Below are 16710 nucleotides of genomic sequence, written 5' to 3' on the forward strand. Positions count from 1 at the left end.
TCAGGAGGACGTCGGTGCGACCAGGGCGCGCACCTGGGGGTGCGGGGAAGCGGCCAGCTCCGGCACGATATGCGCCATGAAGGCCGGGCTGCCGTGGGCCAGCGCCCGTCGCAGCCAGTGCACGGCCTGTTCGACCTGGCCGGCCTGCAGCAGGATCGAGGCGTAGTTGGCCTGGCCGCGGAAATCACCGGCCTCGGCCGCGCGCTCGTACCAGGCCAGCGCTGCCTGTGGATCGGGCGCGGTATCCAGCCCGTCTTCGAGGTGACGGGCCAGCAGGTTCATCGATTTGGCATGACCCAGGTGTGCGGCGCGGGTGTACAGGGCCAGTGCCTGCGCGCGGTCCTGCGTCACGCCGCGGCCGGTGGCCAGCAGGTTGGCCAGGTTGTACAGGCCCCAGTCCAGGCCGGTGTCGGCCGCGCGCCGGTACCACACCGCGGCCAGCGTGGAATCGGGCGTGGTGCCCTGGCCCAGTTCGTGGCAGCGGCCAAGCATGTTCATCGCCATCGGCACGCCGTTGTTGGCGGCCGTTTCGTACCAGAGCAGTGCCGCAGAGGCGTCCTGTGCGGTGCCTTTGCCTTCCATGTGCATCTGCGCGAGCAGCAGCTGAGCATCGATCTGGCCGGCCTGCGCGGCATCGCGTACGCGCATGAACGCCGCCTGCGGATCGTGCTGCAGCAGGTCTGCCAGTGCGTCGGAATCAAATGGGGTGCTGGAAGCCATGGGGTGAGTATCGCCGGAAACAAAAACGGCGGCAGGAGAGCCTGCCGCCGTGGTGGAGCGGAGTTACATCAGAACTTCACGTTCAGCGCCAGGGTGGCCGAGCGACCCGGGGCGATGCTCGCGTAGTGCGAGGCATAGGCCTTGGTGAAGTAGGTCTTGTCGGTCAGGTTCTGCACGTTGAGCTGCAGGCTGATGTTGTCCTGGATCGCGTAGCTGGCCATCGCGTCGAAGCGGGTGTAGCTGGCGATCCACTTGGTGTTGGCGACGTCACCGTACTGCTTGTCCGAGTAGAACGCGCCGGCGCCGATGGTCAGGCCGATCGGGAAGCGGTAGGTGGTCCACAGGTTGGCGCTGTGCTTGGCGGTATTCGGGAACTCGTTGCCGTTGTTCGGCGACGGCACGTAGACGTTGGACGGGCAGGTCCGGCCCGACACGGCGCAGACGAAGCCGTTGTCCTTCAGTTCCGAGTCCAGGTAGGTGTAGCCGCCGTACAGGCTCCAGGCGTCGGTCAGCTGCCCGGTGAAGCCCAGTTCGAAGCCGTTGATTTCCTTCTTGCCTGCGTTCTGGCTGGTGCCGTTGTCGATCGTCACACGTGCGTTGTTCATCACGGTATGGAAGATCGCCGCGGTCAGGTTCAGGCGGTTGTCGAGCAGGTCCCACTTGGTGCCCAGTTCGAGGTTCTTGGTGTCCTGCGGCTTGAGGTCGGCCACAGCCGCGCTCAGACCGTCGGAGCCGTCACCTCCGTCCATGCCCGGCGGGGTCGAAGAGGTGCCCCAGGACAGGTAGATGCTGCCGTTGGCCGCCGGCTTGAACACCACGCCAGCCTGGTAGTTCAGGAAGTCGTTGTCATTGCGCACGCGGGTCGGCGCCGCACCGGCCACCGGCGTGGTCAGGGTGGTGCGGAAGTCGTCGTAGCGCAGGCCGAGATTGAAGCTCCACTGTGCGTTGAGTTCGATGGTGTCGAACAGGTACGCCGAGGTGGTCTTGGTGCGCTGTTCGACGTCCAGCGCCTTGTCGCTGCGATACACCGCGTGGGTCGCCGCCCACGGATCGTTCGGGTTCGGATTGGCGAAGCTGGTGCAGTTGTAGCCGGTGGCCGCGCCGGTGGTCGGGCACTTGCTGTTGCCGGTCAGCGGGTTACTGGTGCCCGGGGTCATCAGGTAGCTGCCGCGGGTCATCTTCTCGTCGCTGTACTCCACACCGGCGCTGTAGCTGTGCTTGAGCGCGCCGGTCTGGAACGCGCCGGTCAGGCCCAGCTGGTCGGCGAAGCTCTTGACGTCGACGGCGCGGCTGTTGGTACGGCGCCACAAGGTGCCGTAGTTGTTCGGGTTGCCCTGGCTGTCGTCCGGCTGGGTCCACAGGTAGTCGTTGCTGGTGTTGCCCAGGCGCGCAATGTTGCGCAGCTTGTGGCCACCGAAGTCGTAGCTGGCATCCAGGGTGCTGATGTCGGCGCGGGTGCGCTGGAAGTCACGGTCGACCAGGCCGTAGTAGTTGTTGCGGTCCGGCACCATCGGGCGGCCATCGACCCACTTCGAGGCCGGCGCACCGTTCGGATTACCGTACGGGAAACCACCTGCATCCGGCAGGTCGTCGCTCTGCATGTGGTAGTGGCTGGCAATCAGCTGCGCCGGGCCGTTCAGGCCGAACGCGATCGACGGTGCGATGCCCCAGCGGCTGACATTGGCGGCGTCACGGCCGGCGATGTCCGACTCGTGCTTCATCAGGTTCAGGCGGGCGGCGATGCCATCGCCCAGCACGTAGTTGGCGTCCACGGTGCCGCGTGCGTAGCTGTCGGTACCGATGCCCATGCTGGCGCTGGTTTCGTTCTTCAGCTTCGGCGTCTTGCTCACCAGGTTCAGGCTGCCACCACCGGAGTCACGGCCGCCGTAGGCCGAGCTCGGGCCCTTGACCACTTCCACCTGCTCCAGGTCGAAGATTTCGCGGGTCTGCGAACCGACGTCGCGCAGGCCATCGACAAACATGTTGCTCTGCGAATCGAAGCCGCGGATGAAGGGACGGTCGCCGGTCGGGTTGCCGCCTTCGCCGGCACCGAAGGTGATGCCCGGCACCATGCGCAGTGCATCCTGCAGGTTGGTCGCACCGGTTTCGGCAATCAGCTTCTCCGACACGATCGACACCGACTTCGGAGTGTTCAGCAGTTCCGCGGTGAACTTCGGCGAGGACGGATTGAACCAGCTGCCGCGCACCTGCACCTTGTCCAGGTCGGTGGCCTTGCGGGATGCAGCGTCAGCGCTGTCGGCAGCCTGTGCGGCCAGCGGTGCGAAGCCGGCGGCGAGGGTGGCGGAGGCGAGCAGGGAAACGCGCGGGGCGTACTTGCGGGTCTTGATATGGGTCATGGTCTGGATGGCGGTGGCTTGGATCAGGAAAGGGCGAGGGCCGAAGCGCAGACAGCGCGACGACACGTAGAAGGCGGTTTCTGTAGAGCCGAGCCGACGCTTGGCTGCGCGGTGAACGGCTTCAGGCGCACGGCAACGGCCGCAAGGCGCCTCAGCTGGCGTGCGGTGCGGGTGGTGCGTGGCCGGGATTCAGGCGCAGCGAAGGGTCGTGCAACTGCCAGCGCAAGGCGTCGGAGCGCCACAACGGGATATGGGCGACCAGAGCCGCACGGGGCGGGGCCAGGCCGGTGCAGGGCGCGCCGCCCTCGCCATCAAGCGGGGGTTCGGGTGCAGGCGCCGCATGTTGAGGACATTCGTCCGCCGGCGGGGCCGGCAGCGGCATGGCCTGCAGCAGGTTGTCCGCGTGTGCCTGCCAGCCGTGGGCGGCAGGTTCGTTGCCGCGCCCTTCGTGCAATGCCGACCACCCCAGCAGCAGCGTCAGCAGCGCGGCCACGAGCAGCGGCCACCCTTGACGGGCGAGCTGGCGCAGCGTGGCGGTGGGCGCGGGCGAAGCCATGGCGCGAGGGCGGAGTCGTTACGAAGATGTTACGTAGAATAACATCAACGATAATGATTCGCATATGCGCGCTCGGACGGGCGATCGGGATGCCCCCGAAAGGCCCTGGAAGGTCGCTCAGGGCGTTCCAGTAGATCCACCTCATGGGTGGATGCTCTCCGGCAGGCGCGTGCATGCGCGGGTCCTTGCCGGGCGGCGGCGCCTCAATCGCGGTCGTCGCGGGTCCAGATCGCGTCGTGCTCGCGCTTTACCGGGAACTTCGGCACCGGGCTGTAGGCCGGGGCACACAGGGCACGGCCATCGCGCACGTCGAAGCGCGCGCCGTGCAGCACGCACTCCACGCTGCCTTCGGCGGTGTTGAACTCGCCCGAGGACAGCTCGAACTCCTCATGCGTGCACTGGTCTTCCAGCGCGTACAACTCGCCGTCGAGATTGAACACCACGATCGGCGTGCCGGTCACTTCGTCGAACACGCTCTTCATTTCGCCCGGCAGCAGCTCGGCGCCGGCACAGACAAAGGTCCAGGCCTCGCTCACGCAGAGTCTCCGGCCAGCGGCTTTTCCAGGATCTCGAAGCGCAGGTCGTCGCGCTTGGGGATGCCGAAGCGTTCGTCGCCGTACGGGAACGGCTTCTTGATGCCGGTGCGGCTGTAGCCGCGACGCTCGTAGAAGGCGATCAGTTCGTCGCGCACGTCGATCACCGTCATCTGCATCACCGGCACGTTCCATTCGCGTGCGGCGTGCGCTTCGGCGGCGTCCATCAGCTGCTTGCCGACGCCGCCGCCCTGCTGGGCCGGGTCGACCGAGAACATGCCGAAGTAGCCCTTGCCGTCGACATCGGCGACATGGGCGCAGGCCACCAGTTGGCCGTCGCGTTCAGCCAGCAGGATGGTCGAGCGCGGGCGGTCGAGGTCACCCTGGATGCCGTCGGCATCGATGCGGGCGCCATCCAGCAGGTCGGCTTCGGTGGTCCAGCCAACGCGGCTGGCGTCACCACGGTAGGCCGAGGTGACCAGGGTGATCAGGGCGGGGATGTCGGCCGACGTGGCGGCCCGGTAGGTCAGGGTGCTCATGGACACATTCTATGTGGGGTGGGGGCGTGCGCAAATGGGAAGGTGGGGTCAGATCCCTTTCGCAGCGTGATAGGGATCTGGCCCCGGCGTCTACTGACCCAACGGCAGGCCATGGACCGACTGGCACGGGCGCGGAATCGGCAGATGCTCGGGGTCAGATCCCTTTGCGCAGCGAAGGGCTCTGACCCCCTGTTTCCAGGAGGAACCCATGCCGAGGCCACGACGGGTCGATGCGCCCGGATACCCGCAACATGTCGTCCAGCGCGGCAACAATCGACAGCCTGTGTTCTTCTCGGATGGCGACCGCGTCGCCTACCTGCGGCTGCTGTGTCATCACGCGGACCAGCAGCACTGCCGGATTCACGCCTATGTGCTGATGGGCAACCACGTGCACCTGCTGGTGACCCCTGATGCACCGGGCGGGATGTCGCGGATGATGCAGGCGGTGAACCGCGCCTACGTTCGCCGTGTGAACGAACGGCAGCAGCGCACGGGAACCCTGTGGGAGGGCCGCTTCCATTCCACGCTGGTTGATACCGAACGCTACCTGCTTGCCTGCCAGCGCTACGTCGAACTCAACCCGGTGCGGGCGGGGATGGTGGTGCGTCCTGGGGACTATCGCTGGTCAAGCTATCGCGCCAACGCACAGGGACGGGCAAATGCACTGCTCGTACCGCATTCGGCATTCGAGCTCATTGCTGCTGATGTGGATGAGCGGCGCAGACGCTATGCGGAGTTCATCGCGCAAGGTATTCCTGCTGGGGATCTGGTGGCGATACGTGGCGCGCTGCAGTCGCAGCGGCGGCTGTCGGGGCCGTTGATGGGGTCAGAGCCCTTTCGCGATGCGAAAGGGATCTGACCCCGATGTGCCATGGCCTGCGGAGCTCTGCGTGTCTTCGATCCTGCCATTGGCGCCGCCATGAAAAACGCCGCGGTTTCCCGCGGCGTTCTCGGCTTCCGGCTGGCCAGGGAATCTCACCCCAGCAGCTTGCGCACCTTGGTCAACGCGGTCATGAAGCGCTCGATCTCGGCGTGCGTGTTGTAGAACGCCAACGAGGCACGGCAGGTGGCGGCGACGCCGAAGTACTGCAGCAGCGGGTGTGCGCAGTGCTGGCCCGAGCGCACGGCCACGCCTTCCAGGTCGAGCAGGGTCGCAAGGTCGTGCGCATGCGCGCCGTCGATCAGGAACGAGACCACGGCGGCTTTTTCCGGCGCTTCGCCGATGATGCGCAGGCCGTCGACACGGCGCAGCTCTTCGGTGAAATGCGCCAGCAGTTCGGCTTCGCGTGCTTCCACGTTCTCCTGGCCGAGCTGCTGCAGGTAGTCGGCGGCTACGCCCAGGCCGATGAATCCGGCGATGTTCGGGGTGCCGGCTTCGAACTTGTGCGGGGCATCGTTGAACACGGTGCCGTCGAAGCTGACTTCCTTGATCATCTCACCGCCGCCGAGGAACGGCGGCATCGCGTCCAGGTGCTCGCGACGGGCCCACAGTGCGCCGGTACCGGTCGGCCCGCACATCTTGTGGCCGGTGATGGCGTAGAAGTCGCAGCCGATCGCAGCGACGTCGACCTTGCGGTGCGGCACCGCCTGCGAGCCGTCGACCACGGTGATGATGCCGCGCTTGCGTGCTTCACGGCAGATCTCGCGCACCGGATTGACCGTGCCCAGCACGTTGGACACGTGCGTGACGGCGAGCAGCTTGACCTCGGGGGTCATCGCCGCGCGCAACGCGTCCAGGTCCAGCGCACCATCGGGGGTGATCTCGGCCACGCGGATGGTGGCGCCGGTACGCTGCGCGACCAGCTGCCACGGCACGATGTTGGCGTGGTGCTCCATGCGCGTGATCAGGATCACGTCGTCGGCCTTCAGCCGTGGCAGGGCCCACGAGTACGCCACCAGGTTGATGGCGAAGGTGGTGCCGCTGCACAGCACCAGGTCGCTGGGGCGCACGTTGAGGAAGCGCGCCAGTTTGTTTCGCGCGCCTTCATAGGCGTCGGTGGCTTCGCTGCCCAGCGCATGTACGGCACGGCTGACGTTGGCGTTGTAGCGGCGGTAGAACTCGTCCACCGCGCCGATCACCTGCACCGGCTTCTGGCCGGTGTTGGCATTGTCGAAATAGACCAGCGGCTTGCCGTGCACTTCGCGCATCAGCAGCGGGAAGTCGAGGCGGACGCGGTCCCAGTCGGGGCTGCCGGTGCGTTCTTCGATCGGTCGCGGCGAGGACAGGTTCATGCCACACCTGCCTCGGCCAGGGCCTTGTCCAGGCGACGCGCCAGCTGCGAGCGCAGCGCGTCGGGCAGCACCTTCAGCGGCTCGTGGCAGAACGCGGCACTCAGTAGTGCCTGCGCCTGCGCCTGCGGCAGGCCGCGCGTGCGCAGGTAGAACAGCGCATTGGCATCGAGCTGGCCGACGGTCGCGCCGTGCGCGGCCTTCACCTCATCGGCGTCGATCACCAGCGTCGGCTGGGTGTCGATCTCGGCGTCGGGCGACAGCAGCAGGTTCTTGTTGGACAGGTTGGCATCGGTGCCGTCGGCGCCTTCGCGGATCTGGATGCCGCCATGGAACACCACGCGGCTGCGGTTGGCCGCAACGCCGCGCCACAGCAGCTCGCAGTTGGTATCGCGCGCGATGTGGTCGATGCCCAGGCGGGTCTCGACGTGGCGGCGGCCATTGCCGAGCAGCACGCCATTGGCGGTCAGGTGGGCGTTGTCGCCTTCCAGACGCACGTTCAGTTCATGGCGGCTGAGCGCGGCACCCAGCTCCAGGTCGACGCGGTGGTACTGCGCGTCGCGGGCCAGCACCGCATCGGTGCGCAGGAAGCTGGTCTGGCGCGCGCTGCCGGCCTGGATGCGGGCATGCTGGAGCACCGCGTCACGGGCGACGTGGGCATGCAGCACGGTGTTGTCCAGATGGGCGGCATCGCCGACGCTGAAGCGGTGCTCGACCACGCCCAGCTGTGCGCCGGCACGCAGTTCGATCAGGTGGCGGTGATGCCAGGCCAGGTCGGTGTCGCCGGCCACGCTGGCGAACACCAGCTGCAGGGGGGCTTCGACCTGTACGCCTTCGTCCACGCGCAGGACCACGCCTTCATCGGCCAGGGCGGCGTTGAGTCGGGCGAAGATTTCTTCGCTGCGCTCGTAACGGCGGCCAAGGAAACGCACGGCATCCTCACCGTCCGCCAGCGCGGCCGACAGCGGCTGCAGCTGCACGCCGGCCGGCAACGCCTGCACGTCGCTCAGCGTGGCATCCAGGCGACCGTTGACGAACACCAGGCGCGGCGCCGGAATGTCTTCCAGCAGCGCGACGTCCAGGGCCGGGCCCTGCAGCGGTGCCGCGGCGAATGCACGGCGCTCCAGCTGGCGCAGCGAGGTGTACTTCCAGGCTTCGTTGCGGGCGGCCGGCAGGCCATCGCGCAGGGCCGCATCCAGCACTTCGCGGCGCGCATCGCTGCCGCAGAAGGCCTGGGCCATCGAGTCGAGCAGGGCGCTCATCAGACCGCCGCCTCGCGCACCACGCGATCCTTCAGGAAGTCATAGCCGTGCGCTTCCAGCTCCAGCGCCAGTTCCGGGCCACCGCTCTTGACGATGCGGCCGTCGGCCAGCACGTGCACCACGTCCGGCTTGATGTAGTCCAGCAGGCGCTGGTAGTGGGTGATGACCAGGAACGAGCGGTCGGCGCTGCGCAGTGCGTTGACGCCGTCGGCCACGCTCTTCAGTGCGTCGATGTCCAGGCCCGAATCGGTCTCGTCCAGGATGGCCAGCTTCGGCTCCAGCACGGCCAGCTGGAAGATCTCGTTGCGCTTCTTTTCGCCACCGGAGAAGCCTTCGTTGACGCCACGGTGCAGCAGTTCGTCCTTCAGGTGCAGCACGGCCAGCTTCTGCCGCACCAGCTTGAGGAACTGCATGGAATCGAGCTCTTCCTCGCCGCGTGCCTTGCGCTGGGCATTGAGCGCGGCGCGCAGGAAGTAGGTGTTGTTCACGCCGGGGATTTCCACCGGGTACTGGAACGCCAGGAACAGGCCGGCGGCGGCGCGCGCTTCCGGGTCCTGGTCCAGCAGGTCGGTGCCTTCGAACTGCACGCTGCCTTCGGTCACGTCATAGCCGTCGCGGCCTGCCAGGACATTGCCCAGGGTGGACTTGCCGGCGCCGTTGGGGCCCATGATGGCGTGCACCTGGCCGGGCTTCACTTCCAGCGACAGGCCCTTGAGGATTTCCTTGTCGCCGATGCGGGCGTGGAGGTTTTCGATCTTCAGCATGATGGGGATTTCCGTGGTGCGGGCCGTGGCCCGCCGGTAAAGAGAATGCGTTGTGCGAGGGGCGGCGGGCGGTCAGCCCACCGAGCCTTCCAGCGAGACTTCCAGCAGCTTCTTGGCTTCCACCGCGAACTCCATCGGCAGTTCGCGGAACACCTGCTTGCAGAAGCCGTCGACGATCATCGACACCGCGTCTTCCTGGCTGATGCCACGAGCGCGGCAGTAGAACAGCTGGTCGTCGGAGATCTTGGAGGTGGTGGCCTCGTGCTCGACCGTGGCGCCCGGGTTCTTCACCTCGATGTAGGGGAAGGTGTGCGCACCGCACTGCTTGCCGATCAGCAGCGAATCACACTGGGTGTAGTTGCGCGCGCCATCGGCGTTGCGGTCGACCCGGACCAGGCCGCGGTAGGTGTTCTGGCCACGGCCAGCGCTGATGCCCTTGCTGATGATCTTGCTCTTGGTGCGCTTGCCGACGTGGATCATCTTGGTGCCGGTGTCGGCCTGCTGGCGGTGATGGGTCAGTGCCACCGAGTGGAACTCACCGACCGAGTCATCGCCCAGCAGCACGCAGGACGGGTACTTCCAGGTGATCGCCGAACCGGTCTCGACCTGGGTCCAGGTGACCTTGCTGCGCGCGCCACGGCATTCGGCACGCTTGGTGACGAAGTTGTAGATGCCGCCGACGCCGTTCTCGTCGCCCGGGTACCAGTTCTGCACCGTGGAGTACTTGATTTCCGCATCTTCCAGCGCGACCAGCTCGACCACGGCGGCGTGCAGCTGGTTCTCATCGCGCATCGGCGCGGTGCAGCCTTCCAGGTAGGACACGTAGGCCTTGTCCTCGCAGATGATCAGCGTGCGCTCGAACTGGCCGGTGTGGCCGGCGTTGATGCGGAAATAGGTGCTCAGCTCCATCGGGCAACGCACGCCCTTGGGGATGAACACGAAGCTGCCATCGGAGAACACCGCCGAATTGAGCGCGGCGAAATAGTTGTCGCCGACCGGCACCACGGTGCCGAGGTACTGCTTGACCAGCTCCGGATGCTCCTTGATCGCCTCGGACATCGAGCAGAACACGATGCCCTTCTCGGCCAGTTCCTTGCGGAAGGTGGTACCGACGGACACCGAGTCGAACACCGCGTCGACCGCCACGCCGGCCAGCTTGGCGCGCTCGTGCAGCGGCACGCCCAGCTTGTCGTAGGTATCCAGCAGTTCCTTCGGCACGTCGTCCAGCGAGGCGTACTTCGGGCCCTTCGGCGCGGAGTAGTAGCTGAGCGCCTGCAGATCGATCGGCGCGATCTGCAGCTTGGCCCAGTTCGGCATCGGCATGGTCAGGAAGTGGCGGTAGGCGTCCAGGCGCCACTGCGTCATCCATTCCGGCTCTTCCTTCTTGGCCGACAGGGCACGGATGGTGTCCTCGTCGAGGCCTGCGGGAAGGGAATCCGATTCGATGTCCGTGATGAAGCCGGCCGAATACTTGCGGCCGAGCTGCTCGTGGATCTCGCGGTTGGGGGTGTCGTCGCTGGCGACGTTTTCGATGGTTTCGGTGGCCATGGGGGGCTGCCTACGGATCAGGAGACGACGTCGACAGCGATGGTGCGGCGCTGTTCGTCATCGGCAAGGGGGAGAGGGGGCAGGATCTGGGCGAGGGTGACGTCGCGCAGGGCCTCGGAGACCACGTCGTTGATCAGCCGCCAGCTGCTGCGCGCACCGCACTTGGGCGCCATGCCGCACTGGTGGTGGTCGTGGCTGCATTCGGTCAGGGCCAGCGGCCCTTCCATCGCTTCGACCACTTCGAACAGCGAGATCTCGATGGCCGCGCGGGTCAGGCGGTAGCCGCCACGGACGCCACGCAGGCCCTCGACCAGGCCGGCCTGGGCCAGCGGCTTGAGCACCTTGCTGACGGTCGGCGGTTCCAGACCAGTGAATTCGGCCAGTTCGGTGGCACTGAGCACCTCGCCCGGGCGGGCGGCGAGTACGGTCAGTACCACGGTGGCGTAATCGGTGAGTTTGGTGACGCGCAACATGGGGATGCGAGTGGTTCTTAAAGCGGACTGAAATTGTACGCTTTTATTCGCCGCCATCCAAGCCGGGAATTCAGCCGGCGCTGGGGGCCGGGCCGGGAGCACTCACCGGGGCCGATGCCAGGGCGCCAATGCTGAGCCAACGGGATGATTTTCGCAATCACCCGGAATGGGCGAGAATCAACGTTCCTTTCGTTGCAGACCTCCCTTGCCGATGCCCAAGAAGATCCAAGCCCGCAAGTCCGCCATCCACGGCAACGGTGTGTTTTCCGTGGCCCCGATCAAGCAGGGCGAGCGCGTGATCCAGTACAAGGGCCTGCTGCGCAGCCACGGCGACGTCGATGCCGATGACAGCGGCGATGTTGAAAGTGGCCATACCTTCCTGTTCACCCTCAACGACGACTGGGTGATCGATGCCAACTACAAGGGCAACGACGCGCGCTGGATCAACCACAGCTGCGACCCGAACTGCGAGGCGGTGATCGAGGAAGACGAAGACGGCGACAGCCGCGGCGACAAGGTCTTCATCGAGGCGCTGCGCGATATCCAGGCCGGCGAAGAGCTGACCTACAACTACGGCATCACCCTGGCCGAGCGCCATACGGCCAAGCTGAAGAAGATCTGGGAGTGCCGCTGCGGCTCGCCCAAGTGCACCGGCACCATGCTGCAGCCCAAGCGCTGATTGCGGTAGCGCCGGGCCATGCCCGGCGATCGCGGTGCGCGGGAGAATCAGAAGCCGCCGGGCATGGCCCGGCGCTACCTTATTTTCCGAGCACGCCTGCCGGCACCAGGTTGCCCAGGTTCTGGTTGAAGGTGACCACCAGCTTGCCGTTCTTCACCTGTGCCGACTGCACCTGCAGCGCACCGAGCACGCCGGCCACGGCCGGGTCCAGCTTGTAGATCGGCTCGCGCTGGGCGTAGTCGCTCAGCCAGGCATTGAGCAGGCCGCGGGTACGCGAGTCGAGGCGACCGCCCTGGTTGGCCGGAGTGAAGTCATCGACGCTGGGCTGCTGCAGGTGGAAGCCCTGGGTCTGTGCGTCGTAGCGCAGGCCGCTGCTGAGCTTCACCGTACCGAGCTTGGCCGGGTTGCCGCCAGCGGTCGCCAGCGCCACATCCATGCCCAGGTTCAGTCGTTCGCCGGCCGGCAGGCTCAGCTGCGGATGGCTCATGGTCAGCGCGATCAGGCCACCCAGCGCATCCTGGGTGCGCGGGAAACTGCCATCGAGGTACTGCTGCACATCGCTGGCGCCGACCGACAGTTCACGGCCGGAAATGGAAGGGGCGGCCTGCGCACCGATCGCCGCGGCGATCAGTACGGTGGAGGCGGCAAGGCGGGTCATCAGGGAACGCAGGCGCATGGCGGTGACCGGTGAATGCGGAATGGATGGAGCAAAGAGTAGCCTTGCCGGCTGAATCGTGCGTGCATGCCGCTGCAACGGTTCAGTCCAGCGTTGGCCGCAGTTGCGCCGACTGGATCTGCCAGGCGCGGCCATCGCTGCTGGGCTGCACCCGGTACCAGCCGCCGAAGCGGAACGTGCCCTGGGTGGTTGCTGCACGGACCTGTACCGGGATCTCCAGCAGCTGTGGTGGCTGGTGACCATCGCGGGCGATCGGCGACCCGGTCGTCAAACGCAGGCTGCGGACGTTCTCCAGCTGGCGCAACGCGGCGTCGTCCGCGCTTCGTGCATCGCGGGGCGGGAAGGTCCAGGCGGCATCGGCGCCTTTGTGGTCACGGTTGAGCAGGGCCATGACATAGCGATTGAGCATCGCGGCCGGGAGCTCGGCTTCGGCCGTGACGGCGGCAAACAGCGGGTCGACCGCGGTGGCTTGCAGTGCGGGCGCTTCGGCCTCTGCACTGGCAGCGGCCGGAGCCGGCGGCTGCGCAGGGGGAGCGGTTGGATCCGGTTGCGCCTCCGGCCGCGAACAGCCGAACAGCACCAGCGGCGCGATCAACAACAGGAACCTGCGCATGCCTGCCTCCTCCCCGAGGCGACGTGAAGGAGGGCAGTGTATCGGCTGCGCCGGTCTCAGCGGGAGGACGGCAGCTGTTCCAGCGCATCCAGCGCCGGCAGTACCTGCGTGGCGATTGCGGCCAGTGCGTGGCCTTCGGTTTCGGCGTGGCGCTGCACGATATCGCGCAGCAGCTGGGTGGCGATCACGACTGTCGCACGCTCATCGCCGCTGAGCCCGGCGGTGCGCGGTGCAGCTTCCAGCAGGCGCATCAGGTCGCGGCTGGCGCGATGCTCCAGTTCGATGGTGCAGCGCCCGGTGCACTGCACCCCGTCCTTTTCGATGGGGGTCACCGAGATCCGGTAGCGGGTGGAGGGGCTGGCCATGAGGGTGTGCTCGCCGTAGCTGTGGAGGATGTGCCCACGATAGGCAAGGCCACGGTCGGCAGCGATGGCCGGCGCTGCACGCAGTGTTCCACCCGGTACGTTCCGTGCGTGCAGAACGCGCGCTCATCCAACGGCGGCGGGCCTGTGCGGGCAATCCGCTGGCTGCGGCAACGCTGTGTTGCGGCCTGCGGTTCGGACAAAAAAAACGGGACGGCCTGAGCCGTCCCGTCGGAATCCGCTTCGGGGCGCGCGCTTACAGCGCAGCGTCCTTCAGCTTCTTCAGCGGACGCACCTTCAGCTTGGTGGTGGCCGGCTTGGCGGCGAACCACTGTTCTTCCTTGGTGAACGGGTTGATGCCCTTGCGCTTCGGCTTGGCCGGCACATTGACGGTGCTGATCTTCAGCAGGCCCGGCAGGGTGAACGAGCCAGCGCCCTTCTTGTGCACCGAGGAGGCGACAGCGCTTTCCAGCGAGGCCAGCACAGCGCGGACGTCCTTGGCGATGACGCCGGAGGCTTCAGCGATGTGTGCAACCAGGCCGGACTTGGTCAGCACTTCCTTGATCGGCTTCGGAGCGGCCGGCTTGGCGGCTGCCTTCGTCGCGACTTTCTTCACTGCCTTCTTCGGGGCAGCCTTCTTAGCGGTCTTTGCCATGGTTTCCTGTTCCGTGAACGGTTGGTTGTTTGGTCGGCGCCGAACCCCGTCGGCAAGCGCAATGTAGGGCAACTCTCGGGCGCCGCCAATAGCCTGGAGTGCGGAAAGTGCATGTTTTTTCATATCCAGGCCGATTCAGTACATGGCCGGTGGTGGGGGCTGGGGGTGCCGCGGTGCGGCCGGCAATGCTCGTCCCGGTAGCACAGGGATGCGCGAAATCACTGAAAACAAGGGAAAAATACGCGTTCTGCTGGCGAGGAAGTGTCCACGTGCCTGCGGCCAGGGTGACGTCTGGCGTGCGGCGGAGCGACGCAGGGCTAACGCATGGCGTGCGAGGGTAAACGTTCATCACCGCCACGCAGGAGCAGCACATGGGAATCTCGCGACACGCCACCGCGCACTGGGAAGGCGATCTGAAGTCCGGCAAGGGACAGTTGAGCACGCCGCAGAGTGGCCTGCTGGACAAGACCCGCTATGGCTTCAACAGCCGTTTCGGCGACGAAAAAGGCACCAACCCGGAAGAGCTGATCGCTGCCGCGCACGCCGGCTGTTTCACCATGGCGCTGTCGGCCAAGCTCGGCGAAGCCGGCTTCACCCCGACCTCGCTGGATACCGAGGCCAAGGTCGATCTGTCACTGGAAGGTGGCCCGCAGCTGTCGCAGATCCGGCTGAAAGTGAAGGCCGTGGTGCCGGGCATCGATGCGGGGCAGTTCCGTGCCATTGCCGATGACGCCAAGCAGAACTGCCCGGTGTCCAAGGCGCTGAGCGCGGTGCCGATCAGCCTGGAAGCCGAGTTGGGTTGAGGTCGGTAGCGCCGGGCCATGCCCGGCGAGCGCAGCGGAAAGACGCCGGGCATGGCCCGGCGCTACCACGCCGTACGGGATCACCAATCAATGGTGCCGGCAATCACTGTCTGCACCTGGCCACCGGACCAGACTTCACCGTCTTCATCGACGAAAAGGGTCAAGCGCGCATCGTGGCCGACTTCACGGCCCTGGCTGACTTCAAACGGTGCGCCGCCACGGGGCAGGGCGTCGCGCAGGTCCAGCCATGCGGCGAGCACGGCGTTGGCTGCGCCGGAAGCGGCGTCTTCGAAGCGACGGCCGTTGCCGACGAAGGCGCGCACCGCGAGGTCGAACCCCTCGCTGCCATCGCTGAAGGCATAGGCAAACACGCCCATGCTGTCGGTGGATTCGGCCAACTCGGCGACCGCGTCCCAGTCCGGACGGAGGGCACGCAATGCGGCCTCATCGGCCGCCTGCACCACCCACCAGCTGCGCCCGCCCTGCATGCGTGCCGGCGGCAGCGTGCCCAGCGGCCAGCCCTTCAGGGCCGGCTGCAGGCGTGGATCGGTGGCCTCGGCGGTCTCGGCCAGCTGCGCGCGCGGGGTGCGGATGGCGATGCGCTGCTGCGCAGCCTCGCCACTGACGCGTAGCGGCAGCACGCCGGCAATGCCGTCCTGCACCAGCATGCCGTCGACCGGCGCGGCCAGTCCGGCCTGCAGTACCGCATGCGCGGTGCCGACGCTGGGGTGGCCGGCGAACGGCACTTCCTTCTGCGGGCTGAACATGCGCAGCCGATAGCTGGCGCCGGCCGCCTCCGGCGGGAACACGAAGGTGGTTTCCGGCAGGCGCGTCCAGCGCGCGATGGCCTGCATGCTGGCGTCGTCCAGGCCTTCGGCATCGAGTACCACGGCCAGCGGATTGCCCGCGCCGGGGCGCGGCGAGAACACATCCAGCTGCAGGAAACGGCGGCTAGTCATCGGGGCGAAACTCCAGGAATGAAGGGGGATACGGTAGCGCGGGGCCATGCCCCGCGAGCGCGCAGCGCGGCAAGGCCGACTGGCCTGGCCCGGCGCTACCAGCGGATGTTGCCGTCGATGACTGGCTGCACCTGGCCGCCGATCCACACCGTGCCCTCTGCATCGACTTCTACCTGCACTCGGCCATCGCGGCCGACTTCGCGGCCCTGGCTGGCCACATAAGTGCCGACGCGGCCGGGCAGGGCACTGCGTTGCCGCAGCCAGGCGCCGATCAGGGCGTTGGCGCTGCCGGTCACCGGATCCTCCGGCACGCTGGCCGCATCGGCGGGGCAGAACGCGCGCACCACGCGGGAATGGTCGGTGCCGGCTTCATCAGCGAACACGGCCACGCCGGTTGCGTCGGTGGCCAGGCTCCAGTCACGCAGGGCGGCCATGTCCGGCACCAGGTTGCGTACGGTGGTGGCATCGCGCAGCGGCAGCAGCCACCAGCGCGCGCCGTTGTCCCAAAGTTCCGGCGCATGCCCGTTGGCGGCGAGGGCCAGCAGCGCTTCGGGTACCCCGTTGGCTGTCGTCGCCCGTTGCCGCGCCGGCGGGCTGGCCAGCTGGACCTGCAGCGCCTCAGCCGGGCCGCTCACCCGTACCGGCAGCAACCCTGCGGCGCACTGCTGTACCAGCGCACCCTCGCGCGGCTGGGCCAGGCCGCAGGTCACCGCCGTCCAGGCCGCGCCAACACTGGGGTGGCCGGCGAAGGCCAGTTCACGGGTCGGGGTGAAGATGCGGATGTGATAGTCGGCACCGGGCGCGCTGGGGCGCAGGAAGAACACCGTCTCGGACAGGTTCAGCCAGGCCGCCAGGGCCTGCATCTGCTCGCCGGAGAGATCGTCGGCGTCCAGCACGGCACCCAGTGGGTTGCCGGTACCGGGGCGGGGGGCGAAGACATCGAGCTGCAGGTAACGGAGGACGGCCATCTACGGGGATATTG

Annotated in this window: 19 protein-coding genes; 3 read left to right on the forward strand and 16 right to left on the reverse strand. The window is 67.0% G+C overall.

Features of this window, described 5'->3' with window-relative positions; all coding sequences use genetic code 11:
* The 5 genes from AC3ITW_RS05055 to AC3ITW_RS05075 form a co-directional block, all read right to left on the reverse strand.
* Positions 1 to 720 (reverse strand): tetratricopeptide repeat protein, encoded by a 720-nt coding sequence (locus tag AC3ITW_RS05055; RefSeq protein WP_485616895.1) that lies wholly within the window; start codon positions 718 to 720, stop codon positions 1 to 3.
* Between the two features lie 68 nt (positions 721 to 788).
* The gene (locus tag AC3ITW_RS05060; protein WP_485616894.1) at positions 789 to 3077 is read right to left on the reverse strand and encodes a TonB-dependent receptor; all 2289 of its coding nucleotides are present in this window, start codon (positions 3075 to 3077) and stop codon (positions 789 to 791) included.
* Positions 3078 to 3228: 151 nt separating this feature from the next.
* Positions 3229 to 3633, reverse strand: a complete 405-nt coding sequence (locus AC3ITW_RS05065; RefSeq protein ID WP_012510315.1) for a hypothetical protein — start codon at positions 3631 to 3633, stop codon at positions 3229 to 3231.
* A 203-nt stretch (positions 3634 to 3836) separates the two neighbouring features.
* Positions 3837 to 4169, reverse strand: coding sequence for a non-heme iron oxygenase ferredoxin subunit (locus AC3ITW_RS05070; RefSeq protein ID WP_012510316.1), 333 nt, complete (start codon positions 4167 to 4169; stop codon positions 3837 to 3839).
* Positions 4166 to 4705: a GNAT family N-acetyltransferase gene (locus AC3ITW_RS05075; protein WP_489390119.1), complete on the reverse strand. Its 540-nt coding sequence runs from the start codon at positions 4703 to 4705 to the stop codon at positions 4166 to 4168. The genes AC3ITW_RS05070 and AC3ITW_RS05075 overlap by 4 nt, the downstream gene beginning before the upstream one ends.
* Positions 4706 to 4913: 208 nt before the next feature.
* Here AC3ITW_RS05075 and AC3ITW_RS05080 point away from each other — a divergent pair, with 208 nt between their 5' ends.
* Positions 4914 to 5564, forward strand: a complete 651-nt coding sequence (locus tag AC3ITW_RS05080) for an REP-associated tyrosine transposase (protein WP_004147515.1) — start codon at positions 4914 to 4916, stop codon at positions 5562 to 5564.
* 116 nt (positions 5565 to 5680) lie between these two features.
* On the opposite strand, the gene AC3ITW_RS05085 is transcribed toward AC3ITW_RS05080, so the two are convergent.
* The 5 genes from AC3ITW_RS05085 to AC3ITW_RS05105 all read right to left on the reverse strand — a co-directional run bounded on the left by AC3ITW_RS05085 (position 5681) and on the right by AC3ITW_RS05105 (position 10981).
* Positions 5681 to 6937, reverse strand: a complete 1257-nt coding sequence (locus AC3ITW_RS05085; RefSeq protein ID WP_489390120.1) for a cysteine desulfurase — start codon at positions 6935 to 6937, stop codon at positions 5681 to 5683.
* Positions 6934 to 8196, reverse strand: coding sequence for a Fe-S cluster assembly protein SufD (sufD, locus tag AC3ITW_RS05090; RefSeq protein WP_100467944.1), 1263 nt, complete (start codon positions 8194 to 8196; stop codon positions 6934 to 6936). Before sufD ends, AC3ITW_RS05085 begins: the two co-directional genes overlap by 4 nt.
* The gene (gene sufC, locus AC3ITW_RS05095) at positions 8196 to 8960 is read right to left on the reverse strand and encodes a Fe-S cluster assembly ATPase SufC (RefSeq protein ID WP_004147524.1); all 765 of its coding nucleotides are present in this window, start codon (positions 8958 to 8960) and stop codon (positions 8196 to 8198) included. Before sufC ends, sufD begins: the two co-directional genes overlap by 1 nt.
* A gap of 72 nt (positions 8961 to 9032) precedes the next feature.
* The gene (sufB, locus tag AC3ITW_RS05100) at positions 9033 to 10508 is read right to left on the reverse strand and encodes a Fe-S cluster assembly protein SufB (RefSeq protein WP_100434178.1); all 1476 of its coding nucleotides are present in this window, start codon (positions 10506 to 10508) and stop codon (positions 9033 to 9035) included.
* Positions 10509 to 10525: 17 nt separating this feature from the next.
* Positions 10526 to 10981, reverse strand: coding sequence for an SUF system Fe-S cluster assembly regulator (locus tag AC3ITW_RS05105; protein WP_012510324.1), 456 nt, complete (start codon positions 10979 to 10981; stop codon positions 10526 to 10528).
* Between the two features lie 211 nt (positions 10982 to 11192).
* Here AC3ITW_RS05105 and AC3ITW_RS05110 point away from each other — a divergent pair, with 211 nt between their 5' ends.
* Entirely contained in the window at positions 11193 to 11660 is a 468-nt protein-coding gene (locus AC3ITW_RS05110) for an SET domain-containing protein (RefSeq protein ID WP_012510325.1), read from the forward strand.
* A gap of 79 nt (positions 11661 to 11739) precedes the next feature.
* Here AC3ITW_RS05110 and AC3ITW_RS05115 read toward each other — a convergent pair whose 3' ends face one another.
* From AC3ITW_RS05115 to AC3ITW_RS05130, 4 genes are all read right to left on the reverse strand, one after another.
* A complete protein-coding gene (locus AC3ITW_RS05115) occupies positions 11740 to 12336 on the reverse strand; it encodes a YceB family lipoprotein (protein WP_005408439.1) in 597 nt (198 codons plus the stop codon).
* Positions 12337 to 12418: 82 nt separating this feature from the next.
* The gene (locus AC3ITW_RS05120) at positions 12419 to 12949 is read right to left on the reverse strand and encodes a hypothetical protein (protein ID WP_012510327.1); all 531 of its coding nucleotides are present in this window, start codon (positions 12947 to 12949) and stop codon (positions 12419 to 12421) included.
* 56 nt (positions 12950 to 13005) lie between these two features.
* On the reverse strand, positions 13006 to 13314 hold the full coding sequence (locus AC3ITW_RS05125; protein ID WP_004147559.1) for a DUF3861 family protein: 309 nt from the start codon (positions 13312 to 13314) through the stop codon (positions 13006 to 13008).
* Between the two features lie 253 nt (positions 13315 to 13567).
* On the reverse strand, positions 13568 to 13966 hold the full coding sequence (locus tag AC3ITW_RS05130; protein WP_012510328.1) for an HU family DNA-binding protein: 399 nt from the start codon (positions 13964 to 13966) through the stop codon (positions 13568 to 13570).
* Between the two features lie 371 nt (positions 13967 to 14337).
* Between AC3ITW_RS05130 and AC3ITW_RS05135 the strand changes: the two genes are divergently transcribed.
* A complete protein-coding gene (locus AC3ITW_RS05135) occupies positions 14338 to 14769 on the forward strand; it encodes an OsmC family protein (RefSeq protein WP_004147570.1) in 432 nt (143 codons plus the stop codon).
* A gap of 80 nt (positions 14770 to 14849) precedes the next feature.
* Here AC3ITW_RS05135 and AC3ITW_RS05140 read toward each other — a convergent pair whose 3' ends face one another.
* Positions 14850 to 15728 (reverse strand): PhzF family phenazine biosynthesis protein, encoded by an 879-nt coding sequence (locus tag AC3ITW_RS05140; RefSeq protein ID WP_100434179.1) that lies wholly within the window; start codon positions 15726 to 15728, stop codon positions 14850 to 14852.
* A 95-nt stretch (positions 15729 to 15823) separates the two neighbouring features.
* Positions 15824 to 16696, reverse strand: coding sequence for a PhzF family phenazine biosynthesis protein (locus tag AC3ITW_RS05145; protein WP_012510330.1), 873 nt, complete (start codon positions 16694 to 16696; stop codon positions 15824 to 15826).
* Positions 16697 to 16710: the final 14 nt, after the last annotated feature.

The sequence above is a fragment of the Stenotrophomonas sp. KH_052 genome, from assembly GCF_057838755.1.